28 protein-coding genes and 1 pseudogene are annotated in these 26632 nt (G+C 66.7%); 14 read left to right on the top strand and 15 right to left on the bottom strand.

All coding sequences use genetic code 11. The features are described 5' to 3' along the window. Positions 1–472 precede the first annotated feature (472 nt). Positions 473–1159, bottom strand: coding sequence for an ABC transporter ATP-binding protein (locus tag AC07XB_RS13045; protein WP_492827934.1), 687 nt, complete (start codon positions 1157–1159; stop codon positions 473–475). 200 nt (positions 1160–1359) lie between these two features. Here AC07XB_RS13045 and AC07XB_RS13040 point away from each other — a divergent pair, with 200 nt between their 5' ends. The 4 genes from AC07XB_RS13040 to AC07XB_RS13025 all read left to right on the top strand — a co-directional run bounded on the left by AC07XB_RS13040 (position 1360) and on the right by AC07XB_RS13025 (position 4368). Next, complete coding sequence (locus AC07XB_RS13040) at positions 1360–1548, top strand: hypothetical protein (protein WP_492374496.1); 189 nt, start codon at positions 1360–1362, stop codon at positions 1546–1548. 258 nt (positions 1549–1806) lie between these two features. After that, entirely contained in the window at positions 1807–2679 is an 873-nt protein-coding gene (locus AC07XB_RS13035; protein WP_492374495.1) for a hypothetical protein, read from the top strand. A 196-nt stretch (positions 2680–2875) separates the two neighbouring features. Continuing rightward, complete coding sequence (locus AC07XB_RS13030) at positions 2876–3496, top strand: N-acetyltransferase (RefSeq protein WP_492811008.1); 621 nt, start codon at positions 2876–2878, stop codon at positions 3494–3496. Positions 3497–3717: 221 nt separating this feature from the next. Then, positions 3718–4368, top strand: coding sequence for an HAD domain-containing protein (locus AC07XB_RS13025; protein ID WP_492827936.1), 651 nt, complete (start codon positions 3718–3720; stop codon positions 4366–4368). Between the two features lie 91 nt (positions 4369–4459). On the opposite strand, the gene AC07XB_RS13020 is transcribed toward AC07XB_RS13025, so the two are convergent. The 6 genes and pseudogenes from AC07XB_RS13020 to AC07XB_RS12995 form a co-directional block, all read right to left on the bottom strand. Continuing rightward, entirely contained in the window at positions 4460–5329 is an 870-nt protein-coding gene (locus AC07XB_RS13020) for a DMT family transporter (protein WP_492811010.1), read from the bottom strand. 425 nt (positions 5330–5754) lie between these two features. After that, positions 5755–6336, bottom strand: coding sequence for a hypothetical protein (locus AC07XB_RS13015; protein ID WP_492827938.1), 582 nt, complete (start codon positions 6334–6336; stop codon positions 5755–5757). Further along, entirely contained in the window at positions 6333–6983 is a 651-nt protein-coding gene (locus tag AC07XB_RS13010) for an SCO family protein (protein WP_492827940.1), read from the bottom strand. The genes AC07XB_RS13015 and AC07XB_RS13010 overlap by 4 nt, the downstream gene beginning before the upstream one ends. Then, on the bottom strand, positions 6980–7585 hold the full coding sequence (locus tag AC07XB_RS13005) for a c-type cytochrome (protein WP_492811016.1): 606 nt from the start codon (positions 7583–7585) through the stop codon (positions 6980–6982). Before AC07XB_RS13005 ends, AC07XB_RS13010 begins: the two co-directional genes overlap by 4 nt. A gap of 136 nt (positions 7586–7721) precedes the next feature. Next, a pseudogene (locus AC07XB_RS13000) lies at positions 7722–8324 on the bottom strand (cbb3-type cytochrome c oxidase subunit II); the annotation flags it as partial. 2 nt (positions 8325–8326) lie between these two features. Further along, on the bottom strand, positions 8327–9973 hold the full coding sequence (locus AC07XB_RS12995) for a cbb3-type cytochrome c oxidase subunit I (RefSeq protein ID WP_492811018.1): 1647 nt from the start codon (positions 9971–9973) through the stop codon (positions 8327–8329). Between the two features lie 365 nt (positions 9974–10338). Between AC07XB_RS12995 and AC07XB_RS12990 the strand changes: the two genes are divergently transcribed. The 4 genes from AC07XB_RS12990 to AC07XB_RS12975 all read left to right on the top strand — a co-directional run bounded on the left by AC07XB_RS12990 (position 10339) and on the right by AC07XB_RS12975 (position 13447). Continuing rightward, entirely contained in the window at positions 10339–11811 is a 1473-nt protein-coding gene (locus AC07XB_RS12990; protein WP_193692215.1) for an aminotransferase-like domain-containing protein, read from the top strand. 50 nt (positions 11812–11861) lie between these two features. Beyond that, the gene (locus AC07XB_RS12985; protein ID WP_043357297.1) at positions 11862–12065 is read left to right on the top strand and encodes a SlyX family protein; all 204 of its coding nucleotides are present in this window, start codon (positions 11862–11864) and stop codon (positions 12063–12065) included. 177 nt (positions 12066–12242) lie between these two features. Next, positions 12243–12761: a DUF1439 domain-containing protein gene (locus AC07XB_RS12980; RefSeq protein ID WP_254615466.1), complete on the top strand. Its 519-nt coding sequence runs from the start codon at positions 12243–12245 to the stop codon at positions 12759–12761. A 170-nt stretch (positions 12762–12931) separates the two neighbouring features. Next, a complete protein-coding gene (locus AC07XB_RS12975) occupies positions 12932–13447 on the top strand; it encodes a fumarate hydratase (protein WP_150985169.1) in 516 nt (171 codons plus the stop codon). A 411-nt stretch (positions 13448–13858) separates the two neighbouring features. Here the strand turns inward: AC07XB_RS12975 and AC07XB_RS12970 are convergent, their stop codons facing one another. Together AC07XB_RS12970 and AC07XB_RS12965 are read right to left on the bottom strand one after the other, a co-directional pair. Continuing rightward, complete coding sequence (locus AC07XB_RS12970; RefSeq protein WP_309407482.1) at positions 13859–14476, bottom strand: DUF938 domain-containing protein; 618 nt, start codon at positions 14474–14476, stop codon at positions 13859–13861. Positions 14477–14597: 121 nt separating this feature from the next. Next, the gene (locus AC07XB_RS12965; RefSeq protein WP_492374487.1) at positions 14598–15602 is read right to left on the bottom strand and encodes a GlxA family transcriptional regulator; all 1005 of its coding nucleotides are present in this window, start codon (positions 15600–15602) and stop codon (positions 14598–14600) included. 98 nt (positions 15603–15700) lie between these two features. Here AC07XB_RS12965 and AC07XB_RS12960 point away from each other — a divergent pair, with 98 nt between their 5' ends. Continuing rightward, complete coding sequence (locus AC07XB_RS12960) at positions 15701–16867, top strand: DJ-1/PfpI family protein (protein WP_492827943.1); 1167 nt, start codon at positions 15701–15703, stop codon at positions 16865–16867. Positions 16868–16956: 89 nt separating this feature from the next. Here the strand turns inward: AC07XB_RS12960 and AC07XB_RS12955 are convergent, their stop codons facing one another. After that, positions 16957–18948 carry a PhoX family protein gene (locus tag AC07XB_RS12955; protein WP_492374485.1) on the bottom strand — a complete coding sequence of 664 codons (1992 nt, stop codon included), beginning with the start codon at positions 18946–18948 and terminating at the stop codon, positions 16957–16959. A gap of 292 nt (positions 18949–19240) precedes the next feature. Here AC07XB_RS12955 and AC07XB_RS12950 point away from each other — a divergent pair, with 292 nt between their 5' ends. Both AC07XB_RS12950 and AC07XB_RS12945 read left to right on the top strand, forming a co-directional pair. Beyond that, entirely contained in the window at positions 19241–19852 is a 612-nt protein-coding gene (locus AC07XB_RS12950; protein WP_492374484.1) for an IMPACT family protein, read from the top strand. Next, on the top strand, positions 19849–20163 hold the full coding sequence (locus AC07XB_RS12945) for a 2Fe-2S iron-sulfur cluster-binding protein (protein ID WP_492374483.1): 315 nt from the start codon (positions 19849–19851) through the stop codon (positions 20161–20163). The genes AC07XB_RS12950 and AC07XB_RS12945 overlap by 4 nt, the downstream gene beginning before the upstream one ends. A 13-nt stretch (positions 20164–20176) precedes the next feature. Here AC07XB_RS12945 and AC07XB_RS12940 read toward each other — a convergent pair whose 3' ends face one another. The 4 genes from AC07XB_RS12940 to AC07XB_RS12925 form a co-directional block, all read right to left on the bottom strand. Next, a complete protein-coding gene (locus tag AC07XB_RS12940; RefSeq protein WP_492374482.1) occupies positions 20177–21286 on the bottom strand; it encodes an extracellular catalytic domain type 1 short-chain-length polyhydroxyalkanoate depolymerase in 1110 nt (369 codons plus the stop codon). Positions 21287–21545: 259 nt separating this feature from the next. Then, a complete protein-coding gene (locus AC07XB_RS12935; protein ID WP_492374481.1) occupies positions 21546–22301 on the bottom strand; it encodes a sulfite exporter TauE/SafE family protein in 756 nt (251 codons plus the stop codon). Between the two features lie 7 nt (positions 22302–22308). Next, complete coding sequence (locus AC07XB_RS12930) at positions 22309–22683, bottom strand: antibiotic biosynthesis monooxygenase family protein (RefSeq protein WP_492374480.1); 375 nt, start codon at positions 22681–22683, stop codon at positions 22309–22311. A gap of 27 nt (positions 22684–22710) precedes the next feature. Then, positions 22711–23835: a cytochrome P450 gene (locus AC07XB_RS12925; protein ID WP_492827945.1), complete on the bottom strand. Its 1125-nt coding sequence runs from the start codon at positions 23833–23835 to the stop codon at positions 22711–22713. A gap of 207 nt (positions 23836–24042) precedes the next feature. Here AC07XB_RS12925 and AC07XB_RS12920 point away from each other — a divergent pair, with 207 nt between their 5' ends. The 3 genes from AC07XB_RS12920 to AC07XB_RS12910 all read left to right on the top strand — a co-directional run bounded on the left by AC07XB_RS12920 (position 24043) and on the right by AC07XB_RS12910 (position 25646). Continuing rightward, a complete protein-coding gene (locus AC07XB_RS12920; protein WP_492374478.1) occupies positions 24043–24510 on the top strand; it encodes a MarR family winged helix-turn-helix transcriptional regulator in 468 nt (155 codons plus the stop codon). Between the two features lie 168 nt (positions 24511–24678). Then, positions 24679–25125, top strand: coding sequence for a hypothetical protein (locus AC07XB_RS12915; RefSeq protein ID WP_492827947.1), 447 nt, complete (start codon positions 24679–24681; stop codon positions 25123–25125). Positions 25126–25244: 119 nt separating this feature from the next. Beyond that, a complete protein-coding gene (locus AC07XB_RS12910; RefSeq protein WP_492827949.1) occupies positions 25245–25646 on the top strand; it encodes an OB-fold nucleic acid binding domain-containing protein in 402 nt (133 codons plus the stop codon). Positions 25647–25964: 318 nt separating this feature from the next. Here the strand turns inward: AC07XB_RS12910 and AC07XB_RS12905 are convergent, their stop codons facing one another. Beyond that, on the bottom strand, positions 25965–26414 hold the full coding sequence (locus AC07XB_RS12905) for a hypothetical protein (protein ID WP_492827951.1): 450 nt from the start codon (positions 26412–26414) through the stop codon (positions 25965–25967). Between the last annotated feature and the right edge of the window lie 218 nt (positions 26415–26632).

Below are 26632 nucleotides of genomic sequence, written 5' to 3'. Positions count from 1 at the left end.
AAGTGCATATGCCAGCGCGGACGGGCCGTGCGGGGTTGGGTATGTATGCGCGTATGCGATTTGCATTGCTTGTAGCCCGCTGACTGGGGAGGCGTTTTGGGGCGGGGTTTTCTTGCTTCTAGCTGCTGTCGCGGCTGTACGGGGTTGGCCGTTTTAGAACGTGTGAGATGTCACTTCTCTTTACTCGTAAAGAGAAGTAACCAAGAGAAAGCGATCCTTGCAGGAGGCTGGCGTGTCGGGGTTGCGTAGCCCGGTGGTTTCGTCGTCAGGCCCTGGGTTCTAATGGCCTCATGCCGTTACCGGATTGAGTGGCCACGATCCTGCGGATGGCGCTGGTTTCGTGGTGAGGCTGCTCGGTAGCGGCATCCCTGCTCATTCATCCATCTGCCGGTACCGGCGCAAAGTGTCACGATATATCACGCCGTGACGATTTCGTGGTGGGGTGGGCGCAGTGGAAGAACTCTTCGGCCTTTCAATTCGGTGCCACCGCGCCCACGACGAAAACGGGACGCTTGCAACTTCGTGGCCAGTCACTCCGCGAGCGACAGACGGCTTGAAGTTCGTGGTGGCCGCTACCGGGGGGACCACCACGAATCCCTGGGCATTGGCTGGGTCGTGGTGTTCTGAACCGGTTACGGCACGAGTCCATTAGCACCCGGCCCCCGGTGGTGGGTTCGTCGAAGATCAGGATGTCGGGATCGTGGACCAGCGCGCAGGCAATGTTCAGGCGGCGCTTCATGCCGCCGCTGAAATGCGCAGGCTTGTCCCGCGCGCGCTCGCACAAACCCACCAGCGCAAGTGCCTGGGCCGTGCGCTCACGCAGCAAGGCACCCGACAAGCCATAGAGCGCGCCGAACAATTCCAGGTTGGCGCGCGCCGGCAGTTCCTCGTAGAGCGACAGCTCCTGGGGCACCAGCCCGATGCGGCGCTTGAGCAGGCCCACCGAGCGCGCGCCGGCATCCTGCAGCGCGCTGCCACCGATAAGGACGCGCCCGGCATCGGGGGCCACCAGGCCGCACAGCATCGCTACCGTGGTGCTCTTGCCGGCCCCGTTGGGCCCCAGCAGGCCCGTGATCTCGCCGCCAGCGACGGTGAAGGCAACGTCCTTCACCACCGCCCGCGTGCCATACGATTTGCCCAGGCCGATGGCTTCGAGCATGTGGCGCCCCCTCTCGTGAAGACACACGATTCTAGCCGAGGTGCCCGGCCAGGATGCCCCCCCTCGCGTCCTCCCGCGAGGGGGCTGGCTGGACAATCCCTGCCCGATATGGCATAAGGGTATGTGCTGCCTTAAAAAACGGCAGCATTAAAAAACGGCAGCACGCTTGCCAGGATTTTCCACCCTTCATTCGAGACCCCATGCTCCTCGCCTCGCACCGCAACGCAGTCCGCCGCCATGCCATGCATGCGGTGGCAACGCGTGCGTGCGCGGCCAAGGGCGGCGTGCGCTCGCTCCGCGCCACAACGGCCGCGGTCAACACCTATGGTTTCGCCGCCGTGCTTTTCCAGGCCGTGCGGGGAAACCAGGACACACCAGCCAGGTCCTGACTTTCCCCGCACGGCACTTTGCCTGAGGGCGCGCATCGCGCCCCTTGTCCAATGTGCAACCTGGGAGAAAAGCCATGTCTTCGTCTTCGATCTATCACAAGACCCTCTGTGCGATCGGCACCGTCGCCGTCGTCTACTTTCTCATCAATCTCTGATTGAGCACGGGGCCACGGCTTAGCCGTCGCCCCGTCATGGCCCTGCACGCCTTTTTCCTGCCGCGGCGCGTTCGCGGCATTCACTTCGCACGCCTTCATCGCCATGGAGCTCACCAAGAATTTTGTCAAAGCCAAGCGCCCCTGCGCCGATGGCTACCGCTGGTTCGTCCGCAATCGCCAGGGCGGCAGCGACTACCAGCACCTGCTCGACGCCCTCGTCGATGACGGCCGCGTTGACGACGCCTGCTGGCTGCTCACACAGTTCGGCCCCACCGATGCCGTACTCGCCGTGGACAGCATCGACGCCGATGCCGTGGTCTTTGCCGGCTCGCTGGTGGTGCGCGGCTGCATCGACGTCGGGACCACGCTGCGCGCCGGGGGCAGCATCCAGGCCGGCGGCGGCATACGCGCGGGCCGGGCCATCGTGGCCGGTGACAGTCTCGCGGCGGCCGGCGGCATCCATAGTGGCGGCGTGCTCGAAGCGGGCGGCGATATCAAGGCCGCATGGGGCATCGACGTGCAGGACGCGATCACCGGCGGCGGCAACCTCAAGGCCGGCTGGGATGTGCTGTGCGGCGGCAAGATCGCGCTCGCCGGCAGCGCGGTGGCCGGGCAAGACCTGATCGGGCAAGCGGCCATTCACTGCGGCAAGAGCATCCGCGCCGGGGGTGTCATCGATGCGCGCCACACAGTGCGCGCCGGCCACGGCATCGAGTGCGGCGCTTCCATTCGCTGCGGCATGCATCTGGAGGCCGGCTGGGGCATCAAGGCGCTCGAGGCCATCGTTGCCGAATGCGCCATCAAGGCGGGCGAAGGCTTGCAGGCGGGCGACGAGATCCGCGCGGGCATTGGCTATGGCGTGTACGCCGGCCTGGATGTCAGGGTCGATGCGTGGCCGGCTTGCGCGAAGGTGCTGGCGGTGCGCAAGCCCGAAGGCCTGGTGAGCGGGTGGTGGGAGGAACCTGCCATGTGCTGATATGCCACCGCACGCCTTGCCCTTGTTCCTTCACCGTTCTCGCGTTCTCATCATTCTCACCCTTCACTTGGGAGATAAGCAATGTTCTACAAAGTCTTGCTGGTCCTGGCCTTCTTCATGGTCGTGGTGTTTGCCCTGGCACGGGGCTTCCAGCACATGCCGGTCTAACCGCCGCGCCTCCAGGAGAAAGAACGACATGTCCATCATGGCGCCGGCCATGGCGCTTCCGTGGTTTGCGCGCAGGCTAGAGCTGCGCATCGATGTCAGCCACCGCCCCGCCGAGCTCGACCAGGAGTTCGGTTCCATCTACGGCCGCCTGCACCGGCCGGGCGACCGCCTCCACGGCATCCCGGCAATCGCCACCGACGCGCCGGAGCTGGTGATCCGCTACCGCGAGGCGGATGGCGAGTACTACGTCTATGTGGAGGACGTGGCGCGCAAGCGCCTGGCGGGCTACACGGTCTTCAACCGCTTGATCGAGGTGGGGCGGCGCGCCGACCTCTACCTGCGCGCGCCGCACTCCAAGTACGAGACGACCTACCAGCGCCGCGGGCTGGCCACTGCGATCTACCGCTGGGGCCTGGACGCCGGCCTGTGCCTGATAACGGGCGCGCGGCAGTCCGCCGGCGCCAATGCCTTGTGGCACTCGCTGTCGAAGGACCATGTGCTGGGTTATGTGGACCTACGCTACAAGACCCTGACCTATCTCGGGCAGGACGTCAGCCGCGAAGTGCATGACGACCTGCACACGCGCATGATCCTGCTGGGCAAAGGCTGGAGCATCGAGCGGCTGGCAACCGTTACCGGCATGCTGTAGAGCCGCGCTGGCGCCGCTTGTCGGGTTGATGAAAACCGGAATCGCCCGGGCTAGTTGTTTCGCACCGAAACAACTAGCCCGGGCGAATTGCTGATTTTTACGAAGTCGCATCTCAAGTTACAAATATGTTGCAACTTAAGCACTTCTCGGCTCTCCAGATTTCCCCGGATGCGTCGTAATCTTCAAACGTGCCAACCGGCGCTGCAACCCAATAGGAAATCATGTCCGAACGCCTCATCATGCTTGACGTCCCCGGTGTCCTCTACTCGAGCCGCTCCGAGGCTCGGCTGGGCGGAATCCCCGATACCGGCACCTTGCGCGACGTCCGCTTCTTCGATCCCGTCGCGCTCGGATTCGTGCGGCGCCTGTTCGGCCTGGCCGGTGCGCGCGTGGTGGTATCCGAGGCATGGCGCCGCGGCGTTCCCGCCGCCATCCTGCAGCAGCTCGACCTGCAGGTGGAGGGCATGACCCCCGACGTGCCCGGCGGCCACGCAGCCCGCATCGCGGCGTATTTTGCGCACCGCCCGGCACCGCAGGCCTTTGCCATCCTGACCTGCGACACGGCATCGATGCAAGACCCGCAATACGCGCACCTGCTGCCGCACGTGGTCAGTGTGAATCCGGCCGAGGGCCTGACGCCCGCCAACTTCAAGCAAGCGCTGGATATGCTTGGCGTGGCGTGCCCGTCTACCCTGTGCCTCGACACGCAGCCCGACGCGCGCGTGGAAGCCCGGCTGGAGCGGCTGCGCCGCCTGGCCAAGGAAGCGCCCGCGCGTTTCGAGGTGGGCACCGTTGCCGCGCCCTTGCTGCAAGCCGTGCCAACGCTTGCGCTGCCGGCGCGGCGCACGGAAAAGCTGCTCGCACACGCCTGATACGCTGCACGCCGATGCAAGCCGGCCCCGGCCGCGGCGCGCCTCTTCGGCGCGTAGCGACCGGGGCCGGCTTGGCTATCAGGCGACCGGGCTACCCCGGGCTGTCTGCCTTCTGGCTGAACACCAGCACCAACCCAAGCACGATCGCCACCATGCCTGCCAAGCTCAGCGCGGCAAGGCGATTGCCCAGGAAGAGGTAATCCATCAGCGCGGTCACGGCCGGCACCAGGTAGAACAGGCTGGTGACGTTGACCAGGTTGCCCGCCTGGATCAGCCGGTAGAGCAGCAACGTGGCGCCCACCGAAATCACCAGCGCGAGCCAACCAAGCGACAGCGCGAAGCCCGCCGAGGGCACCACCGCCATCGGCTGGAACGGCACGAACAACAGGCACAGCGCCAGGCCCGCGCCGTATTGCAAGGGCATCACGTCGAGCGGTGCTTGCCGGATACGCTTTTGCAGGATGGCGCCGATCGTCATGCACGCCAGCGCGCAGAGCGCAAAGCCCATGCCCGGCAGCGAGATCCGCGCCACCGCTATCCCCTGGTAGACCACCAGCACCAGCCCACCCAACGCCACCGCCAGGCCTGCCAGCCGGCGCGCGGAAAAGCGCCGCTCCACCAGCAGCAAGGTCAGGATCGGCTGCACGCCCAGCAGCGTGGCCAGCACGCCCGGCGTCATGCCGCGCGCCAGCGCCAGCAGGTAAAAGATCGAATACGCGCCGGTCAGCAGCAGCCCGGAGCAGACCACCTGCACGCGCGTGCCTGGCTGCGGCAACCAGCGCCGCCGCCAGGCCGCGAGCACCAGCAGCACGGCCAGCGCCAGCGCAAAGCGCGCGGCCAGCAAGGCAAAGGCAGAAGCGTATTCAAGCCCGAGGCGCGCAAAGATGGCGCCGCTGCTCCATAGCAGCACGAAGAGCGTGGTCGAGCCATGCGCGCTCAGTGCGTGTTTGTTCGAATCCATGGGTTTCACCTGTCACGGTAATCCGTAAAACTCCGGCGCGCCCCGGCACACTGACGCCGCGCGGACGCGAACGCGCCCTGGCGTCAGGCGGGAACCAGCCGAAGAAGGAAGAAGCCGAAAAAAGACGGGCTGACGATCAGCCCAGCACGGCTGGGGGCGGCGGCGCAAGGCCGGCCCGCGTGCGCGGCGCAGCAGTGACAGGCGGTGCGAGCGGTACGAACGGTACAAAGGCGGCGCACGGCCGCGCCGCGCCCGGACGGGTCGCGATGGCGGCAAAGGCGTTGTGCGCAACTTGATGCATGGGAATCCGTAAGCAGGCTGGGGCGGAGAAACAAACAAGCACCCGGGTCCCGGAGGACCGCATAACGTTACACCACGTCAATTCGCATGGCAATGCTGTCCGGTCCGCGGGTGGTCTTGCAGGCCTAGGTGAGCGGCTCGCGATCCACCGCTAGCCGGCTAGCCACGGCAAACAGCCACATCGCCAGCAAGGCCAGCCCCCACAGCACCAGCACCCGGCCCGCCGCCAGTTGCTCGTCGACCAGGTAGGTGCTGCACAGTTGCGACTCCGCCTCCTGGTACAGCAACCCGGCGCTCAGCATCATCCAGGCGCCGTTGATGACAAAAAAGCCCTGCACCACGGGGCCGGCGGCCTGCCACGAGGCGCGCGCCAGCAGCCCCGCCAGCACCATGCTCGCCACCTTGGCCATGCCCATGGGGCCCGCCAGCGTGGCTGCGTCCAGCGCCACCGGCAGCATCCAGTAGCTGACGATGCACCACGCCGCCAGCAGGCCCGGCAGCCCCGCCGCGTTCCATGGCGCCAGCCAGGCCGCCAGCCTCGGCCCGGCACAGCGCGCCGCCCACCAGCCGGCAAGTGCCAGCAGCGGCAGTTCCAGGCCCATATGCCTGGCCATGGTCGCCTCCAGCCATGGGCGCAACAACGCGGCCACGGCCAGCATCAAGCCGGGCAAGCAGGCTTGCCAGCCAGGTGCAAGCAGCACCTTCACAGCCGGCTGCGCAGCACGTCGGCCAGCGCCAGGTCCGGCCGCTCCACGTCATAGGCGGCAGCCAGCCGGCCTTGCGCGTTGACCAGGAACAGCGCGGCATTATGCGAGTAGCCGCCCAGCCCATCGGGCAGCACGACGATGCCGAAGGCGTCGAGCAGGCCGCGCAAGCGCGCGGGCTCGGCCACCGTGGCGAAGGTCCAGATGGCAGGATCGGCGCGCAGCGTGCGTGCATAGGCCCGCAGCACGGCAGGCGTATCGCGTGCCGGGTCGAAGGAGAGCGTCAGCAGGCGCACGCGGTCCTGCAGGCCGCGCTCGCGCAATTGCTGCTGCAGCCAGGCCTGCCCCGACGCGCTGGTGCGGCAGATTGCCAGGCATCGGGTATAGACGAAGGTCACCAGCGTGACGGGCCTGTCGCGCTTGCCAGCGCCCTCGCCCTGCGGCATGGGGCCGCCAAAAGCGAGCTGCCGGCCCGCCTGGTCGAACAAGGCCAGCGCCGGCAGCACGCGCGGGGCGCGCGCCAGGTCCAGGCGCCGGGCGCCATCGGCGCTGACCGTGCGCAAGCCGCGCGTTGTGGCGAACACCGCCGCACCGGCCAACAACAGCACGAGCGCAACCATCGCCAGCGTCTTGCTCCACGCACGCGTCATGGCTTGGGGACACCTCCCGTGGCCATGAATGCCTGCAGCGCGTCGCCGCCGTGCCAGGGCGCCTTTTGCGCGACGGAAGCCGCGCGCGCCGCCGCGATCTGCGCGGCCTCGACCGGCGCAGCGCCATTGCCCCACTGGCTGCGGATATGCGTGGCCAGCGCCGCGATCTCCTGGTCGGAAAACTGCTCGCCAAAGGCCGGCATGGCGCCGTTGTAGGTGGTGCCGAGCACCTCCAGCGGGCCGGTCATGCCATGCAGCAGGATCTGCGCGAGGCGGTCCGGATCGTCGTTGACCCAGGGGGAGCCTGCCAGCGGCGGGAACACGGCGGGAATGCCTTGCCCGCTGGCCTGGTGGCAAGCCTGGCAATTGGCGGCGAACAATAGCTTGCCGTCGGCGACGCGGCCCTGCCCGGCCGGCGCTGCCAGCGCGGCCAGGTCGCGCCGGTCGCCCAGCGCGGCGCTGCCGTCGGCGCGCTCGATCAGGATGTAGCTGATGGCCCAGACCAGCAGGCCGCACACCAGCGCCAGCACGATCTTGGGCACCGGGTTGTGCTGCTCAACGGGATCGGCGTTCTCTGTCTTATGGGCTTGCGAGCGGGTCATCGTGGCTGGCTTGCGCACCGGGCGCGCGTGGCGCCGGCGGGCTGGAGGTGGATTGAGAAGAAGCGATCGCACCGAACGGGTTGGACGGCGCGCTCGAAACGGACGCCAGCGTGGCGCGCTGCGGCGGCTGGCTGGTTGCGCCCGCCGCTGCGGCCTGCTCCACCACCGGGTAGGTGTGGCGCAGGCCAATCAGGTAGGCGACCAGGTCCAGCGCCTGGGGCGTGGCCACCACCACCTTGCCCGGCGGCACCGTGCCGCCGGGCAGCGCGACCACCTTGTCGCTCTTGCCAACGGCGCCTTCCGGCTTGAGCTCGAACAGGAACGGATAGCCCGGCATGATGCTGTCCGCCACGTAGGCGCGCGGCTGGTAGAGATGGCCCAGGTGCCAGTCGGCGCTCGGCTGGCGCACGCCGATATTGAACAGGTCGGGGCCGGTGCGCATGGTGCCAAGCAAAGGCGGGCTGTCATAGTGGTAGTCCGCCGCCACGGACGGGCGGCCCCAGCCACGCGCGCCGTCGGCGCGGCCCGCGCCGGTGGAGCTGGGCTGCTGCGTATGGCAGGCGATGCAGCCGTTGGCGAGATACACCTCGCGCCCGCGCAGCTGCTCGCTGGTGTAGGGAGCGAGCGCCGCCGGCGCGGGCACATCCTTGAGCTGCAGGAAGGGCACCACGATCATGGCCGAGGTGGCGAGCGAGAGCGTGACCATGGCCCCGCCCACAAGTTTGAGTTCGTTTTCCATGTTCAGGCAGCCGCTTGGGAAACCATGCGATCGGTCTGCGCCAGCGCCGAAGGACGCAAGACCATCAAGGCAAAGTGAAAGGCAAAGACCAGATGGCCGAGCGTCATCAGCGCGCCGCCCAGCGAGCGCCCCTGCAGCCAAGGCAGCGTGACCGTCACCGATTCCATGAAGGGACGTGCCGGGTCCAGCAGCGCCAGGCCCTGCAGCACGCCGCCGATGCTCAGCGTGATGAGGTAGGTGGAGAAGCCCGCCACCACCAGCCAGAAATGCAGCGAGATCAGCGCGGGCCGGGGCCACGGCGCGTCGACGATGCGCGGCAGCGCGAAGTAGATGCCGCCGAAGATCACCATCGACACGAAGCCGTACATGCCCAGGTGCGCGTGCGCCACCGTGAAATGCGTGAAGTGCGTCACCGCGTTGAGCGAGCGCAGCGCCTCGAACGAGCCCTGCACCGACGCCAGCGTGTACATGATGGCGCCGAACACGATGAAGCGCAGCGTGGCCGAGTGGCGCAGCGCGCCAAAATTGCCCTTGAGCGTCAGGTGCTGGTTCACCGAGAACGCGGTCACCGGGATGATCATCATCACGCTCTGCACGATCGACAGCGTGATCAGCCACGGCGGAATCGGGCCGCCGATCAGGTGGTGCGCGCCGACCTGGCCGTAGAAGAACGCCAGCGTCCAGAAGCCCAGCAGCGACAGGTTATACGAGCGCACCGGCCGCCCGATCACCTTGGGCAGGAAGTAATAGACCGAGGCGAGCGACAGCGGCGTATAGAACAGGCCCAGCACGTTGTGCCCGAACCACCAGTTCATGGTGGCCTGTTCCACGCCGAAATGCACGCCCGGGATCTTGGCCACGACGTACAGCACCGGGAACCAGAACAGGGCCGCGCCGATGTACCAGACCGACACGTACAGATGATGTACGCGGCGCTTTTGCAGCATGAATGCCAGCGGCAGGCCGATCATCATCCCGCCGAGCGCGAACAGCAGGCCCACCTGCCAGGGGATCTCCAGCCACTCCAGGCCGGCGTTGATGCCCACGGCAATGCTGCCGAGCCCCGCCACCAGCCCCGCATTCCAGACCAGCGCGCCGATCATGGCAAAGCGCCCGCCCAGCAGCGGCGTGCGCAGCAGGCGAGGCAGCATCCACAGCGTCAGCCCGAGCAGCCCCATCGGCGCCCAGCCGTACGCCACCGCGTTCAGGTGCAGCGTGCGCAAGCGGCCGAAGGAAAGCCACGCCTGCCCGGTCAGCAGGTCGGGCATATGCAGCTTGAGCGAACTAAGCAGGCCGGCGGCGGACGCCACCACCAGCCAGGCCACGGCACAACTCAGCATCAGCAGGGCCGGCAGGGCGCTGGAGCGATCGGCCTCATGCCGCGCCGCCAGCTCCGCCTCGAGATCGGCGCGCGCGGCGGCGGTCGCGGCAGGCGCCTCCCGGCTGGACGCGGCGCCCACCCAGAGCGCCTGGCGCTGCGCCGCATCGCTCGACGGCTCCTCGGGCTGGCCGACCTCGCCGGGCGCAAAGATGGTGCGCGCACCGGCGGCTTCGAGATCGAACAAACCCTTGCGCAACGACCAGATGAAAGCAAACAGGCCACCAACCGACAGCAGGAAGGTAGCTAACAACAGACTCGTGGGATCCATGGATTTCCTTGCACTTCCCATGACGGCGCCGTGGCGGCCGCGGCTTAGAGGCCATTTCAAAACGATTCTGGCGTCGTTGCGCGGCCTTGCCGTACCGCTTGTACTGCCTGCGGCCGCGCGCCTAGCCAGAACCGCTTCGCTTCATTTTGAAACAGCCTCTTAAGGACAGCACTGAATGCTAAGGAGACAAGGCCGGCCCGAACAGGATCAGATTGGATCGATACAACCGGATCAGAGGGATTCCGGCGTGACATGTTGCCGCAGCAAATCTGCCACATTGGAATATCCCCATGCGCTGTGTCGTGCATCGCGCCGATACGATACAGTTGCCGGAAATCGGACATACGCCAAACAGTGGATCGCCAATGCCGCCCAGCAAGCCAGACACCCCCCAGCTAAAAGACGGGGAAGCCACGCCCGGCACGCTCTACGAAACGCTGGCCGACGATATCGCGCACTCGATCCAGGCCGGCACGCTGCGGCCCGGCGACCGCCTGCCCTCCGTGCGCCAGGCCAGCGCCAGCCGCGGGCTCAGCCCCTCCACGGTGTTCCAGGCTTACTACCTGCTGGAAGCGCGCGGGCTGATCATCGCGCGCCAGCGCTCGGGCTACTTCGTGGCCAGCACCAGCCGCGTGCTGCCGCCCGAGCCCGAGGCCGCGTCGCAACCGGCGGACGAATCCACCACGCTGAATGTCAGCGAACTGGTCTTCGACGTGCTGGCGTCGGCCAAGCAGCGGGAGCTGGTGCCACTCGGCTCCGCGTTTCCCAGTCCGCTGCTGTTTCCGCTACCGCGCCTCGCCAAGTCCATGGCGGCAGTCGTCCAGCAACTGGACCCTTGGAGTTCGGTGGACGACATGACGCCGGGCAACGCCGGCCTGCGCCGCCAGATTGCCCTGCGCTACCTGATCGACGGGCTTACCGTGCACACCGACGAGATCGTCATCACCAACGGCGCGCTGGAGGCGCTGAACCTGTGCCTGGCGGCCGTCACGCGCCCGGGTGACGCGGTCATCATCGAGTCGCCCACCTTCTACGGCGCGCTGCAGGCGCTGGAGCGCCACGGGCTGCGCGCCATCGAGGTGCCCACGCATCCGCGCGAAGGCATCGAGCTCGACGCCCTCGCCCGCGCGCTGGAACGCCACCGCCCGAGCGCGTGCTGGCTGATGACCAATTTCCAGAACCCGCTGGGCAGCCTGATGCCCGACGACAAGAAGCGCGAACTGGTGCGGTTGCTGGCGCGCTTCGAAGTGCCGCTGATCGAGGACGACGTCTACGGCGAGCTGTACTTCGGCAACAAGCGCCCCACCCCGGCCAAGGCGTTCGACACGCAGGGGCTGGTGATGCACTGCGGGTCCTTCTCCAAATGCCTGGCGCCGGGCTACCGGATCGGCTGGGCCGCGCCCGGACGCTTCGCGCGCGAAGTGGCGCGCGCCAAGCTCACCAGCACGCTGACAGTGGCGGCGCCAACGCAAGCCGCTATCCTTCACTACCTGGAGAAGGGCGGCTACGACCGGCACCTGCGGCAGTTGCGCCAGGCGCTGATGCAGCGGCAGGACGCCTTCGCGCAGGCCATCGCGCGGCACTTCCCGCCGGGCACGCGGGCCACGCGGCCGGCCGGCGGTTACTTCCTGTGGATCGAGATGCCGGCCGGCACCGACAGCCTTGCACTGCACCGCTATGCGCTCTCGCATGGCATCAGCATCGCGCCCGGCCCGATTTTTTCCGCGCATGGCGGCTTCCGGCATTGCTTGCGCATCAACTGCGGCCACGACTTCGACGACCGGACCGACGCCGCGCTCGCCACGCTAGGCCGGCTGGCCAGGCTGACTATGCAGTAAAGGCCGCGCCGCACCTGCCTTACAATGCGCGGCCCAATGGAGAACACAAAATGGAATCCCGCCTGACCGAACTAGAAATCAAGGTCGCCTTCCAGGACGACCTGCTCGACACGCTCAATCTCGCCGTGGCACGCCAGCAGCGGCAGATCGACCTGCTGCAGGAACAGCTCCAGGCGCTTTACCAGCAAATGCGCTCCAGCGGCACGGGCGGCGGCGAAAACGGCCCCCAGCACGAACTCCCGCCGCACTATTGATAGTGCGCATGGCCGGCGGCCAGACTGGACAATTGAACAAAGCCGGCGCAGGCGCGGTCAGAAGGGATAACGCGCAAGACGCCAACCTGGAGGCACCGCAGCATGCCGACGACGCAACGCCGCACCCGGCCCCGCAAATCCCTGACAACACGCAAAGCCGCCGCCGGCGCGCTTGCCATGCTGGTCGCCGCCAGCGCCTGGGCCGGCTATAACGTCTGGACCGGCGACTACACATTCTCCCGCCAGGAATTGCAGGACGCCGTCGACAAACGTTTCCCGGCAAGGCTGCGCTACGCCCAGGTGCTCGACGTCCAGCTGACGCATCCGCGCCTGCTGCTCGACGAAGCCAACAACCGCGTGACCACGCAGATGGATGCACAGGTCAGCAACACCTTGCTGCCCGCGCCACCGATCAACGGCACGCTTTCGCTGAGCAGCGGGCTCAGGTACGACCCGGCCAAACGCGCCGTGCTGCTCGACAATCCTTCCGTCGAACGCGTCCAGGTTGCCGGCATGCCGGCGCAATATGGCGAGCAACTGAACGCCATCGGCGCCGTCGTGGCGCAGCAACTGCTGCGCGATTACCCGCTCTACACGTTCAAGCCGGAAGAATTGCACGTTGCCGGCAAAGACGTCGAGCCGGGCGCCATTACCGTGCTGGCCGACGGCATCAAAGTCCAGGTCAATACGCGTTAAACGCAATACGTACCCCCTATTCGTATCCAATGCCGATGCCGTCGCCGTGCAAAACATGTTGTATCCGCGCACGCATTCATACCAGAAATTTGCGCAGTTAATTCACACCGCGCGAGCAATGTCGCTCGACCGGTTATACTCCGCGCTCCACAACTAACGGGTAAATACAAATGGCCGTAGCAAAGAAAGTCGCAACCAGCGCAGCAGCAAAGACCAAGCCGGCAGCCGCCAAGAAGGCAGCAGTTCCCGCGAAGAAGGCCAGCGTGCTGGCTCGCGAACTGGCCGCTGCAAAGAAGGGCCTGCTGAAGCTGCGCGCTGATGCAAAGAAGGCGATCGAAACTGCTAAGCGCGAAATCAAGGTCGCAGCTGAAGCCGCCAAGAAGGCCGTGCTGGCTGAGAAGCAAGCCGCCAAGGAAAAGCTGGCTGCACAAAAGGCCAAGGCCAAGCCGGCTGCGAAGAAGCCGGTGGTGAAGGCTGCCGTGGCAAAGAAGGCCGCAAAGCCGGCCGCCGCCAAGAAGGCAGCAGCTCCCAAGGCAGCAGCACCGAAGGCCGCAGCCCCGAAGGCAGCTGCTCCGAAGGCAGCAGCACCGAAGAAGGCCGTCGTGAAGGCAGCCCGCAAGCCGGCAGCACCGAAGAAGGCCGTGGCCGTCAAGGTCGAGGCAGAAGCGCCTGTCGCCGCGAAGTAAATCGCGCAAGGGCCAGCGCGGCAGGCGGCCCGGACATGCGCGCGGTAATCCGCGCCGTGCTCCGGTCCCCGCCGCGCACCACTTTTGTGCGAACTGGCTGGCGCTCTGCAGGGCCAGCCAGACAGATCCAGACAATATCCCCGGTTATTCAAGACGCCCTGGCCGATCGGCATTTCCCGATTAGCGCCGCCCGGCTTCGCCTGTCATTTCCCACATTTTCCGCATTTCCACATTCCACGCATTGCCCGCCAGGACGTTCGCCGCGTCTTAAGCCAACGCTTAACGCTGCATGCGCAAAGACAATGCGGCGAAGACTTATCCCCACTCCGCGCCAGCCCTCAATCGCGCTTTGTCGAATTTCGGCCACGCATTGCACGCGGCCCAATCCGCTTGCGTTCGGCGATGAAGTTCCTATTTTCGGAATACCAGGCTGAAATTATTGGCCGGCATCGGGATTGGCTCGTCCATGCGAAAGCCCTCGGCCTCGCCCAGCGCCGCCACATCTTCCATATTGCGCACGCCCCAATCGGCGTTCGCGCTGCGCAACTGCGCATCAAAGGCGGCATTGCTCGGCGCGGTATGTTCGCCGTTGCGCCGATACGGGCCATACAGGTAGAGCACGCCGCCGGCTGGCAGCAAACGCCCGGCCCCGGCGAACAGCGCCTCGGCCGCAGACCATGGCGCGATGTGGATCATGTTGATGCAGACCACCGCCTGCGCCGCCTCGATGCCCCAGGGCTGCTGGCGCACGTCCAGCACCAGCGGCGCGAGCACATTGGCCAGCCCGGCATGCTCGGCCCAGCCCGCGATCGACTCGCGCGCCGCAGCGTCGGGGTCGCTCGGCTGCCAGGTCAGCCCCGCCAGCGCGGCGGAGAAATATGCGGCGTGCTGACCGGTGCCACTGGCGATTTCCAGCACCAGGCCGCTCTGCGGCAAGACCCGCCGCAGCACGGCCAGGATGGCGTCGCGGTTGCGGTCGGTGGCCGGCGCCATGCGGCGCGCGTCGTGTTGGCCGTCTTGGTTCGGCATCTTTTTGCTCCTGTTGGGCTGTGGGTCTGGGCATGGGTCTGGGCCGCGGTGGCGCGTTGGCCCGGCGACCGCTCAATACCGCAAGCGTAGCAGGCATGACCGGTCCCGCGCCCATGTTGCCTCAGCCAATCCGCGCCGGTGGCCCGAAACGTTCCCGGTATTCGCCTGGGGTGACGCCGATGCGCTTGAGAAAGGCACGATGCAAAGCGTCCACACTACCAAAGCCCGCGCGCTCGGCGATACGCTCCAGCCGCCAATCCGAGCCCTCCAGCAGGGCTTTGGCACGCTCCACGCGCGCGCACTCGACGAAGCGGGCAGGCGGCTCGCCGGTCTCCCTGGCGAATGCACGCGCGAAGGTGCGCTCGCTCATGCCTGCGCGGGCGGCCAGCACCGGCCCTCTCAGGTCGCCCCTTGGGTCGTCGATAATGGCGGCCAGCAATGCGCGCAACCTGGGCGTGGCACTGCACTGCAGGCGCAGGCCGGTACTGAACTGCGACTGCCCGCCGGGGCGCCGCAGGAACAGCACCAGCTCGCGCGCGACCGCCAGCGCCACCTCGGGACCGCAATCGGCCTCGACCAGCGAGAGGCACAGGTCAATGCCGGTGGAAACGCCGGCCGATGTATAGAAGGGGGGATCGGCGACGAAGATCGCGTCCGGCTCCACCTGAATCGCGGGGCGCAATGTCTTCAGCAAGCCACAAGCGTTCCAGTGCGTGGTGGCACGGCGCCCGTCGAGCAAGCCGGCCGCGGCTAGAACAAACGCCCCCGTGCAAACGCTGGCGATTCGACGCGTACGCCGGGCGCGCGCCTGCAACCAGGCTAGCAGGTCCGGGTCTGAGGCGGCGCGGCGCAGGCTCTCCTCGCTGCCGCCACCGACCACCAGCGTGTCGATGCGCTCCGGCAAGTCGGCAAGCGCAACCGCGCCGGCCAGGCGCAGGCCGGCATGTGTCCCAAGCTCGCCACCGGCTTGCGTGGCGAGCCTGACCTCATAGGGCTTGCGGCGGCCCGCGGGGCTATGCAAGTTCGCCACCGCGAAGACCTCCATCGGCCCCACGACGTCGAGCGACTGCACGCCCTCGAAGCCGAGCACTACCACCTTTCGTGTTGTTTGCTGTAGATAAGCCATGGCAAAGAATGCGGCAATTCTGTCCTTTTTGCCAGTCCCGGCGGAGGGTAAATTCGATCCATGTGCATCTGGTACGAAACGCACCAACCGAGGACACCATGCAGTACGCCATCATGACCCGCCTTGCCGCGCTCGCGCTGTGCACTTGCTCGCTGTGCGGCTGCCTCAAGCCCGCCGCGCAAAACCCCGCTTCGACTGAACCCGAAGAAGCACGCCACGCCGCATCCGCGGCGTCTACCGGTGTGCCGGCGACGCTCACGCTGCCCGCGCCGAAGGCCGGCCACGCGCGACCGCTGGTAGCCATACTGGCCGACAACGCCGGCACCGAAGTCACCGATTTCGTGATTCCGGTTGGCGTGCTGCGAGAGGCAGGCGTGGCTGACGTGCATGCAGTATCGACCGGCCCCGGCACCGTCACCTTGATGCCGGCCCTGCGCGTGCGGGCCGACCTGACAGTGGCGGCCTTCGACGCCGCCTTTCCTGAAGGCGCCGATATCGTGATCGTGCCGGCGATGCATCATGAGGACACGCCGGCCACGCTAGCGTGGCTGCGCGCGCAGGCAGGACGGGGAGCGATCATCGTGGCGGTCTGCGAAGGCGCGCGCGTGGTCGCGAGCGCCGGACTGCTCGATGGCCGCTCGGCCACGACACATTGGTATGCGATGAGCCGTGTCGCCGCAAAATTTCCAGCCACCCACTGGGTGGGCAACAGGCGCTATCTGGCCGATGGCAACGTTGTCACCTCGAGCGGCGTGACTGCCTCGCTGCCGCTGTCGCTAGCGTTGGTCGAAGCGATTGCCGGCCAACAAGTGGCGGCGGCAACCGCAGCGCGCCTCGGCGTGACGGAGTGGAGCCCACGTCACGATTCGGCCCCCTTCAAGCTAGGCGCCGCGAGCATCGGCATCGCACTCTCGAACCGCCTCGCCTGGTGGCGGCACGAGGCCATCGGTATCGCCGTGGCAGCGGGCTTTGACGAGATCGCGCTGGCGCTGCAGGCAGATGCCTGGTCACGGACCTATCGCTCCGCGGCGCTGACACTTGGCACGGCGGCAACGCTGCGCTCGCGCCACGGACTCTGGCTTGAGGCTGACACCATCACCACGCGCGCGGACGACAAGCCAACAACCAGCCGCCATGACTTGCCGCCATACGCTGGTTTGCCGGCGGCGGCGCTGGATGCTGCCTTGGCCGGAATCCAGGACCGCTACGGCCACGCCACCGCGCAATTCGTCGCCCTGCAACTGGAGTATCCCCATCCGCGCTAGCCAGCTCCCGCGCGAATGAAAAAAAAGGGCCCCCGATGACAAAGTCATCGGGGGCCCAACAAAGCGCCGGGGTAACAGCTGTCCCGCGCTTACGCCTTAGTGGTCTTGACGCTCGTGGTATCGGCCGTCAGGTACCCGACGGCGGCGCCAAAGCGGTCCTTGTAGTTGGCGCGCACCAGCGGATCCAGCGTAGCCTGGACCTTGGCGTGCAGGCCGCTCCAGTCGCCCGCGTGCTGGAAGTTGTTCATGATGTAGGTCCAGCCGTTGAGCTCGTCCACCGCATGCAGGCCGGTGGATTCCGCGCCAGCCGGGGTCGAGAGCACGCGCGACAGCCTCTTGGTGTCTACGTTGTAGGCCCACAGGAAGTTGTTGACGTGCTGGCCGCTGTCCTCGCCGATGAACAGGGTGCGCAGCTTTTCCGAGAATTTGAGGTTGTCCGGGTTGGCGATCTGGTCCGGATCGGCGGTGTTGCCGAGTGCGTCCGCGCTGATGTCCTTGCCCACGATCAGCGCCTTGGTATGCACCGGCACCCATTCGCTATTGATGGCGGCGCCGCCCAGATCCTTCTGGCCGCCGGCAAGATTGTGCTGCATCACGCCGCCGGCGTTGAGCGGCGCGGGGATCGTGATGTTGCTCTGTGCGTTCCAGCCCTTGGCGTTGTTGACGACCATCGAGTCGATCATGTTCTGCAGCGCGGAGTAGGCCACCTTGTCCTTGATATTGACGGTGGTGCCTTCCATCTTGGTGAAGCCCATGCTGCCGCCCTTGAGGTAGGCGTAGCGATGGGTTTCCAGGAAGGCCGCGGCCTTCTCCTTGCCCGGGTTGACCTTGATCCAGTTGGCGGTGCCGCCAACGAAGATCTTGGTGAAAGTGGGGTCCGAGGGGTCGACCGTGCGCACGTCCATGATGTCGGTGGGCAGGTTGGACTTGGCCATGGCCTCGACTTCGGCGCTGGTGGCGTGTCCCAGGTTGACCCACGTCAGGTCGGCACCGGGGGCGGCCGGGTCGATGGAGAAGCCCGCGCCCACCTTGGCCACGTACAGCGTGCCGGCGGACAGGTCCTTCTCCTTGTCGGCCACGAACATGAACAGGCCGCTGTTGGTGGCGTCGTCGCCCATCAGCACCGTGCGGTTGTCCGGCATCACATGCACCAGCTCGTGCGAGATGCGGCCCATGCAGAAGTGCTTCTTGATGCTGGCGGTGCCGTCGGCATTGACCGTGACTTCAGGCATGTGGCCATAGAAGTACGGGTTGGCCACGACGCTTGCGGTGCCGAGCAGGTTCTTGCTGAACGCCAGGAACTGCGCGTTGGTGCTGGCCGTGAAGGCGTCCGGCTCGTACTCCTCGCTCGACAGGTGGGTGTTCCACGGCGACAGGCTGGCGCCGCAGGTAATCCACAGGCCATTGACCGACGAAGTATCGACGTTGTGGTACTTGACCAGCGTCAGCTTGCCGGTGGCGGGGTCCTGGTCCAGCGTCAGCACGCCGATCGGGGACGGCAGGCGGCCGTAGGCGCTCGCGCCGGCCTGGTCACGCGTGGTGTACTCGAACTGGACCACGGCGAAGACCGTGTTGCCCTTCACGCCGGCCACCTTGGCGCCGTCGATCTTGAGCAGCGAGGTGCCGTCGGGCGAATCGGAGTAGAACTGGCGTTCCTTGCCGGCCACCGATTTGTCGATGATCGGCTGGTTGTTGATGTCGAAGTAGCCGCCGGCGAGGATGCTGCCGCCCTTGCCATCCGGGACCATGTCGCCGGTGATGAAGAAGGGCTGGTAGGCCAGCTTGTAGGTTTGGCTGCTGCCGTCGCTGAACGATACCTTCAGGCTGGAACCCACCGTGGTGGTAGCCATCGCGGCCGCGTTCGTCAGCGCGGGCGCGGCCATGCCGGTGAATTCGGCGGTCGTAAACGTAGCGCCGGCAGGCGTGACGGGCGTCGGCGCCGGAGCCGTTGCGGCTACTGCGTCGCCATCGCCACCGCAACCGACCAGAAAGGCGGTAGCGCCAAGGCCCAGCGGCAGCATGGGGGCGCCAGCCAGGAATTTAAGCGCCTTGCGGCGGGATGCGTCCGGTTTGTCGAGCATTCTTCTTTCCCGTTTCGTTATGTGAAGGATTAGGCGGCGCGCCATGCGCGCTGCCATGCAGCGCGCTCGTGGGGACAACCGCGCGGCGTTCAGGCCGATGCGTATCCTATGAATGATTTGTTACAGCTTGTTTAAACTGACTGAACTTGCAGACATCCAGGAGGCCTCTCGCACAATCCGGGCGGCCGGGCCGGCTGCGGTACACTGGCGCAGGCCCCAATCCGGTGCCCCGATTCCTTTAGCTTTCAGCCCGCCGGCGCCGCGCATCGCGCGCCGTGACGCGGCCCAACCCGTGCCGACCTACACCCTCGCTTCTCCCGTCCAGTCAGACCTGGAAATCCGCAAGAGCCGCTTCATCGGTTTTGCACTGCCCGTGCCCGACCGCGCCGCAGCCATGGCCGAAGTGGCGCGCCTGCGCGCCGACCACGCTACCGCCACCCATGTCTGCTGGGCGCTGCTCGCGGGGGGCCAGTCGGGCATGTCTGACGACGGCGAGCCATCCGGCACCGCCGGCCGGCCCATGCTGGAAGTGCTGCGCCACCATGAGCTGGAAGGCGTGCTGGCGGCCGTGGTGCGTTATTACGGCGGCGTCAAGCTGGGGGCGGGCGGGCTGGTACGCGCCTATACGGACGCGATTGCGGTGGCGCTCAAGGATGCGCAGCGCATCGAGCGCATCGCCTATGCGGAGCTGGTTGTGGAGGTGGACTACGCCGACGAAGCCCGCGTGCGCCGCTGGATCGAGCAGGAGAGCCACGAGCTGGCGCATGCCGAACACAGTGCTGCCGCCCGGCTGACCATTCGGCTGCCGGCCAGCCTGCTGGCACCGGCCCGGGCCGCGCTGCGCGACGCCACCCATGGCCGTGCGCGCTTTCCCGAAGCGGACGAGGGGCAAGCGCAGTCATGAGCCGCGACATCACCGCAGCCCCGGTGGTCCCGGCAGCGTTTGTCGCCCGCCTGGAGCCGCAGGGCAGCACCTTTCCCGCCCTGCCCACGCAGACGCTGCTCGAAGCCGCGTTGCAGGCCGGCCTGAAATTCCCCAGTTCCTGCCGCAACGGCACCTGCCGCACCTGCCTGTGCCGGCTGGCCGCCGGGCGGATCGGCTACCGCATCGAGTGGCCGGGCGTGAGCTACGACGAGCGCGACGAGGGGTTCATCCTGCCGTGCGTGGCGTACCCCGAGAGCGACGTGGTGATAGAAGCGCCGCAATTGCCCTAGCCAGGCACAGGCGTCAGGCGGCCACCTTGCGCACCCGCCTTGGCGCGGCACGCTGGCGCGCCGCCAGGCACTGCATGAAGAACTGCCACGCGATCCGCAGTGCATCCGGGCCGGACGGATCGGCAAAGGCCTGGCTGGACGGGCCGCCGCTCCACGCGTGCCCCAGCCCTTCGATGCGCACCAGCCGGATGTAGGGCTCGCCCTCGCTCGACCAGGGAAAGATGCTGTAGGCACGGCGCTGCCCACGCTGGACCCGGCGCGGCTTGGCCAGCACGGGCGGCTGCGGCAACAGTTGCTGCCAGAGGGCAGCGCTGGCCAGCGCGTTATCGAAGTGCACCACATGATCGGCATCGCCGTGCAGCAGCAACAACGGCGGCGGGCGGCGCCCCGCTAGTTGAAACCGCGCCGCGTCCACATCCGGCTGGCCCTTGCCGTGCATCACGCGCGCCGCCTGCGCGGCGTTGGACGCGCTGAGCGGCACCGCCCCGGAATGCGAGCCGACCGCGACAAAACGGTCCGGGTAGCGCAGCCCCAGTATCACCGCCATGGCCCCGCCCGCCGACAAGCCGAGCGCGAAGACGCGTTCGCGCCGAACCGGCTGCTGCTGGCAGACATGCTCGACGATTGACATCAACAGGCTGGCCTCTGCCACCACGCGCGCCGCGGAGCGGAACCAGTTCCAGCAGCGCTGGGCGTTGGCCTGCGACGATTGCTCCGGCATCAGCACCACGCAGCCCGCGCTGCGCGCCAGCGTAGCCGCGCGGGTGCAAGCGGCAAAGCTGGCCGTGTCCTGGCCACAGCCGTGCAGCAACACCAGCAAGGGCGCGGGACGCGACGCGCTCACGCCCGGTGGGATAAACAGCCGGTAACGGCGCTGCACGAGCGGCCCCAGCCCCCAGCTGCCTTCCTCCCAGCGTCCGCCGCCACGGCTGACCGGCGTTGGCACCGGCGAGGCAACGCCGGTCAGCACGCGCTGCGCCGCCTTGCTCATCGCCTCGCCCTGCCTGACCGCTGAACGGATCGCGGACTTCGTGACCGTGCGCTGCGCACGCCGGACATTGCGGGTGGCGATCTTGCTCAGGGTATTCCAGAGCTTGGTGCCGCTGCGATTGCGTCGTGTCATCGGCGATATGCCATTGGCGGCATCTCCAGCGCGGGGTTGCGGGAATGCGCGGCCTGCGGTGCGCATCCGGCTTGGATGCGCGGTGTTTCGCCGCGGCGCAGCAGCCAGTATGCCGCGCGCAAGGACGTGCTGTCAGCCCGATTGCGTGCAAACCGCGCCACGTGGGCGCATTCCTACAGCACGACGCGGCACGCATCCGGCAGCGGCACCGGCGCGTCGCGCGCAACCCCGAGAGAATGCGCCTTCGCCTCCATCCCGATCAGAACAACCCGCGCAGCGCCAGCTCGGCCCCGAGCAGCAGCAGCCCGCAAAAAAACAGCTTGCGAAAACGCGCCGCGCTGATGCGATGGCGCAGCCACTGGCCGATGAACATGCCGGCCAGCGCCGGCACCAGCGCCAGCAGCGACGCCCCCAGCACCGGCGTGTGCAACAGCGCGCCATGCATCGCCAGGCTCACCGCGAGCGCGATGGTGGACACCGTGAACGACAAGCCAAGCGCCTGCACCAGCGTCTCGCGTTCCAGGCCCAGCCCCTGGATATACGGCACCGCCGGAATCACGAACACGCCCGTGACCGCCGTGATCGCACCGGTGACCACACCGATCAGCGGCGCCAGCCAGCCCTCGGCGGCCGGCGGCACCTTGGGGTGGAAAGCCACCAGCCCCAGCACCGCGTACAGCACCAGCGCCGCGCCCAGCCATGCGGTGGCATGCACCATCAGGCTGGGCGGCAGCAGCGCGGCGGCCAGCCACGTGCCCACGCAGATCGCGGCCAGCAAGGGCCACATCCGCCGCGCCAGCTCTCCAAGCCGCGGCCCGGTGTAGAGCTGAACGACGTTGGTTACCATGGAAGGCGCGACCAGCAGCGCGGCGGCCTGCGCAGGCGGCATCGCCAGGCCCAACAGCCCTACCGCCACGGTAGGCAGCCCAAGCCCCACCACGCCCTTGACCAGGCCGGCAAGCAAGAAGGTAAAGCCGATCAGCGTGGCCTGCCCATTCAGGAAAGTCGACTCCATGCCGCCCTCACCGGGCCGGCGACGCGGGCGCCGCAATGGGTGCGTGCACGGCGCGGCTGTCCGCCGGCGCCTCGTCGCGTTCTTTCAGGCCGTAGTCGCGCAGCACATGCGCCACGCGCAGCCGATAGCCCGCGAACACGCCGCCCCGCCCGGCCGACTGCGCCAGCCGGTGCTCCTCGGTATTGCGCCACGCCATGACCGCGGCCTCGTCGCGGAAGAAAGACAGCGACAGCAGCTTGCCCGGATTGGTCAGGCTCTGGAAGCGCTCCACCGAGATAAAGCCGTCGATGGCCTCCAGCGTGGGCCGCAGTTGCGCGGCGATCTGCATGTACGTGTCCTTGCGGCCCTCGGCCGGTTCGACTTCGAAGATGACTGCGATCATGGTGGGGTCCTATTGATTTGACTTGCTTCACAGAAAATGCGGAATGCGCGCGTTGACCGAGGGCCGATAGCGGAATGCGCGCGCCAGCGGCGCCGGATCCGCACCGCGCGCCAGCAGCGCGGCCACCACGGCCTGCGCCACCGTGGACGCCAGCGCGTCGCCGGGGCAGGCGTGGTGGCCGCGCCCGAAGGTCCAGGGCGCAGGCGTCGTCGCCTCACTCTGTTCGAGCGAGGCGGCCGCCAGCACGACCAGCACCGTATCGCCCGCCATCAGTTGCGCACCGCACAGGCGGACATCGGCGGCCAGGAAGCGCCGGGTGTTCTGCACCGGCGGATCCTCCCGCAGCACGCGTGCGGCCACGCAGTCCAACGCGGGCAGCTCTCGCCCATGGGACGTATCCCGGCCCAGGCGCAGCAGCATGTTGCCGACCAGGCCGGCGGTGGCCTCGCATGCCTGGATCAGCAGGCCGATCGCATTGGTTGCGATGATCTCCCGCGCCACGCCGGCGGCAAGCGCTTCCTGCACCAGTGCGTCCAGCGGCGGCGCGGATGACAGGCTCGTGCGCATCCAGGCCTGGAGCCATGTGGCGGCCTCGCTCCCCGCGGCAATCTCCTGCGCTGTCGCCAGCGGCGACATGGCCCGCGCGAAGGCTGCCACCTGGCCCGCTACGCCGGGCTTGCCGGCCAACGGCAGTCCAAGTGCATCAGCCACCGTCAGCACCGGCAAGGTGAACATCCAGTGGTTCACGGCGGCACCGGGCCGGACGGCGTCGAACGGCAGATCCCGCGCCAGCGCCAATACCCGCGCGCCCATGCCGGCAAACGCCAGGCACGCCATGCGTTTGCGCAGCACGCCCTTGAGTGGCGCATGCCAGTCCCCATCGTTCATGCGGATCAGCCCGCCGAACAGTGCGCCGGCCGGGCTGCCCGCGAGCGCCGGCGGCACGGCTTGCGCGGGCGGCCGCACGCGGCAAGCGGGATGGGTCAGCACGGCCTGCACCTCGGCGGCGCCGGCGGCAACCCATAGCCCGAGCGTTTCATCGCGATAGAACGGCCGCTGCGCGGCAAGGGTGCGGTAATACGGCGCCGGATCGGGGTGCGTCACGGCGCAAAGCGGGTCGGACGGCATCGGCATGGCGGTCGGCAAGGGCATGGGGAGGCGGATCGAGAGCACACAAGCAGTATGCCGTCGCGCGCCGCGCGACGTTTCATGACGATGTGAAATGTGGAATGCGGACAGGGGCAGCAAAGGCGGGGGATGTCACGTCCACCATGCCCGCCATGCGCCCGCGCCAAGCGGTACGGGCGTTTGACAATTCACCCCATCATCGTAAACTGGTTGTCAATTACGAGGACCTTCATGCGAATTCAGAAGAGCGAACAATTGACCAGCATCGTCCTGTCGGTGTTTCAGCTCAACGGCAGGCTCCTGGCCTGGGGCGACAGCTTCGTGGCCCCACTGGGATTGACTAGCGCGCGCTGGCAAATGCTCGGCGCGCTTGCGCTTGCCGGCAAATCACTGACCGCGCCGCAGATCGCGGCCAAGATGGGCGTGACCCGGCAAGGCGCCCTGAAGCAGCTCAATCTGCTTGCCGATGAGGGCTTCATCGAAGCGCGTCCCAACCCCCTGCACAAGCGCTCGCCACTATACGTGCTCACCGAGCGCGGCCAACGCACCTACCGCACGGTGGACCAGCAGTGGCGGGAGCACGCGGCCAAGCTTGCCACCGCGTTCAGCGCGGCCGATCTGGAGGCCGCCGCCAGGGTGGTCGAGGGGCTTGCTGCGATGCATGCCGAGGTCGACGCCGAAGTGGACGCCGGCGCATAGCGCACACGCGCCTGGGAAAGCACGATCATAGGGGGGCGACAGCAGCAGGCGCCTGGCATGCTGGTGGCGTCGCGCCTCCTTGCATTCTTCTGCCGAACCCTATATTGACAACTAGTTTCCATTTATGGAAACTAGTTGTCAACATTTGAAAGCAGAAGGAGGAGATCCATGAAACCGATCGTGCATGGCATCGCCGGCAGCGTGGCAATGCTGACCGTAGCCACCTTCTGGATGTCGACGGTCATCTCCGAGGCGTTCTTCGACCACGCTGCCGTGGCGCTGGTCAAGCAATGTGTGGTGTACGGGCTGGTGCTGCTGATTACGGCCATGGCCGCCACCGGCGCGTCCGGCTTTGCCCTCTCCCGGCACAGGCGGGGCCGCATCGTGCACGCCAAGAAGAAACGCATGCCCCTGATCGCCGCGAACGGCCTGCTGATCCTGTTGCCCTGCGCGCTCTTCCTGAGCGCCAAGGCGCAGGCCGGCGAGTTCGACACGTTGTTCTACGTCGTCCAGGCCATCGAACTGGCAATGGGTGCCTTGCAGCTGACCCTGCTTGGCATGAGCTTTCGTGACGGTATGCGGCTGGCGGGCAAGATGAAGCTGAAGGCGCGATGAACCTGCGTTAGCCGCGCCATCTCTCTTGCGTCCTTGCATGAAGACAGGCTAAGGCCTGAGGCCGCCGTTTAGCGAGGAATACCGGAGATCACCTTTCTTTCCACGCACGCGGCTGTGCGATGGCCATTCCGATTCAAAACCCTGGCACGGCCAAAGGCGTCGTCTTTCTGACCCTGGAAGATGAGACCGAACCCATTGATGTCATCGCTTGGCCATCGGTCCTTGAGAGGCAACGCCGTGAAGTACTGACCGCCACGCTCGTCGGCGCATATGGCAAATGGCAAATGGCAAATGGCAAATGGCAAATGGCAAATGGCAGTGTGACGGAGAGGTTCGACATCTCATTGCGCAGCACCTCGTCGACCTATCACCCATGCTGGACAGTCTGGCTACATGAAGCCGGAATTTCTGCTGAGTTCCTAAGTCAAGGGCACAACGGAGCTATTGCGACCTATGCTCCCATAACTGGCGACACGCGCAGGCCGATGCCGTTCTATCGAATGCCGAGGATGAATGGCTAGAGTTTCGGTTGCAACGAAAGCGTCAAATTCCGCGTTAGTCGTGTCCATGGTATCCGTGGTGCCCGTGGCCCCAATACCCGTATCCACCATAGTACCCGCCATCGTATGGCACCACGACGCAACCACCGAGCAGTGTGGATGCGACAATTAGTAATGCGAGAAAGGCTTTCATGACGCTTCCCTCATCTTGAACAAGCGCGGAGAGGCCAGGCTGGGCCTTCCAGCAAACTGGCGCTCTCCAAAAAGCTCCTGCACTCGAGCTTCGTCGCGCTGGCCTTTGCCTTGGCGACGTACCCCCGTCCGCTCGATGGGAGCAGCTTACTGCTTCTTCGTCTTGTCTACGTTGGCGCTGGTTGCAGCCTTCGCTGCGTCGGCCTGCGCCTCCGGCTTCGGAATATCTACCTTGGCCTTCGCCTTGTCGACATCATTCTTTACTTCAACCTTCGCCTTACCACCCTCGGTATTGGCGGCCCCCATCTTGCTCGCCTTGTGGTGGGTGCCCTTGGCGGCGGACTTATTGGCGTCAGCTTTTACATCAGCCTTCTCCTTGCCGGCGCTGGCCTGGGCCTTTGCTACATCGCCCTGCGCGCTGACACCCTTCTTGTCCTTGTCGGCATTTGCCTGCGTGGCGCTCTTTTCCTTGACGACCTTTACCTGGTCTTTCATCGCCCCTGCTTGCGGCTGAGTCGCGGAAGCTGGCACACCAGCCTGAGCGAAAACGGTACCGACGAGGGCTGCAGAGGCGAGAGCAGCGAACAGCTTCTTCATGACGTGAACTCCTGAGGATTTTTGAGCGGCTCGGCAATGCGCCGTGCTTACCGGTAGAAACGGTACTGTCCCGACCCGAGTTGACTCAAAACTCGTGACAATCCGTAAGTTCTGAAACAGGTAAGCCGAAGTCGCGAGCGTGGACGGAAGCGCCTCCACAGCCCAATGGGCACTACAGCCTGTTCGAGAATCACGTTGACCGGAAGCCAGTGCTGAGA

This window comes from Cupriavidus sp. GW821-FHT02F09, from assembly GCF_059421605.1.
This window is presented reverse-complemented; position numbering and strand designations above follow the sequence as displayed.

Coding starts and splice junctions, on each gene's coding strand:
- AC07XB_RS12955 (WP_492374485.1), bottom strand. CDS start 18,948: ATGCTCGACAAACCGGACGCATCCCGCCGCAAGGCGCTTAAATTCCTG.
- AC07XB_RS12985 (WP_043357297.1), top strand. CDS start 11,862: ATGGAATCCCGCCTGACCGAACTAGAAATCAAGGTCGCCTTCCAGGAC.
- AC07XB_RS12945 (WP_492374483.1), top strand. CDS start 19,849: ATGAGCCGCGACATCACCGCAGCCCCGGTGGTCCCGGCAGCGTTTGTC.
- AC07XB_RS12935 (WP_492374481.1), bottom strand. CDS start 22,301: ATGGAGTCGACTTTCCTGAATGGGCAGGCCACGCTGATCGGCTTTACC.
- AC07XB_RS12925 (WP_492827945.1), bottom strand. CDS start 23,835: ATGCCCTTGCCGACCGCCATGCCGATGCCGTCCGACCCGCTTTGCGCC.
- AC07XB_RS12940 (WP_492374482.1), bottom strand. CDS start 21,286: ATGACACGACGCAATCGCAGCGGCACCAAGCTCTGGAATACCCTGAGC.
- AC07XB_RS13040 (WP_492374496.1), top strand. CDS start 1,360: ATGCTCCTCGCCTCGCACCGCAACGCAGTCCGCCGCCATGCCATGCAT.
- AC07XB_RS12960 (WP_492827943.1), top strand. CDS start 15,701: ATGCAGTACGCCATCATGACCCGCCTTGCCGCGCTCGCGCTGTGCACT.
- AC07XB_RS13035 (WP_492374495.1), top strand. CDS start 1,807: ATGGAGCTCACCAAGAATTTTGTCAAAGCCAAGCGCCCCTGCGCCGAT.
- AC07XB_RS13045 (WP_492827934.1), bottom strand. CDS start 1,159: ATGCTCGAAGCCATCGGCCTGGGCAAATCGTATGGCACGCGGGCGGTG.
- AC07XB_RS12930 (WP_492374480.1), bottom strand. CDS start 22,683: ATGATCGCAGTCATCTTCGAAGTCGAACCGGCCGAGGGCCGCAAGGAC.
- AC07XB_RS12970 (WP_309407482.1), bottom strand. CDS start 14,476: ATGCCGAACCAAGACGGCCAACACGACGCGCGCCGCATGGCGCCGGCC.
- AC07XB_RS12965 (WP_492374487.1), bottom strand. CDS start 15,602: ATGGCTTATCTACAGCAAACAACACGAAAGGTGGTAGTGCTCGGCTTC.
- AC07XB_RS13025 (WP_492827936.1), top strand. CDS start 3,718: ATGTCCGAACGCCTCATCATGCTTGACGTCCCCGGTGTCCTCTACTCG.
- AC07XB_RS12975 (WP_150985169.1), top strand. CDS start 12,932: ATGGCCGTAGCAAAGAAAGTCGCAACCAGCGCAGCAGCAAAGACCAAG.
- AC07XB_RS13005 (WP_492811016.1), bottom strand. CDS start 7,585: ATGACCCGCTCGCAAGCCCATAAGACAGAGAACGCCGATCCCGTTGAG.
- AC07XB_RS12990 (WP_193692215.1), top strand. CDS start 10,339: ATGCCGCCCAGCAAGCCAGACACCCCCCAGCTAAAAGACGGGGAAGCC.
- AC07XB_RS12995 (WP_492811018.1), bottom strand. CDS start 9,973: ATGGATCCCACGAGTCTGTTGTTAGCTACCTTCCTGCTGTCGGTTGGT.
- AC07XB_RS13030 (WP_492811008.1), top strand. CDS start 2,876: ATGTCCATCATGGCGCCGGCCATGGCGCTTCCGTGGTTTGCGCGCAGG.
- AC07XB_RS12915 (WP_492827947.1), top strand. CDS start 24,679: ATGAAACCGATCGTGCATGGCATCGCCGGCAGCGTGGCAATGCTGACC.
- AC07XB_RS12980 (WP_254615466.1), top strand. CDS start 12,243: ATGCTGGTCGCCGCCAGCGCCTGGGCCGGCTATAACGTCTGGACCGGC.
- AC07XB_RS12905 (WP_492827951.1), bottom strand. CDS start 26,414: ATGAAGAAGCTGTTCGCTGCTCTCGCCTCTGCAGCCCTCGTCGGTACC.
- AC07XB_RS12910 (WP_492827949.1), top strand. CDS start 25,245: ATGGCCATTCCGATTCAAAACCCTGGCACGGCCAAAGGCGTCGTCTTT.
- AC07XB_RS13020 (WP_492811010.1), bottom strand. CDS start 5,329: ATGGATTCGAACAAACACGCACTGAGCGCGCATGGCTCGACCACGCTC.
- AC07XB_RS12920 (WP_492374478.1), top strand. CDS start 24,043: ATGCGAATTCAGAAGAGCGAACAATTGACCAGCATCGTCCTGTCGGTG.
- AC07XB_RS13010 (WP_492827940.1), bottom strand. CDS start 6,983: ATGACGCGTGCGTGGAGCAAGACGCTGGCGATGGTTGCGCTCGTGCTG.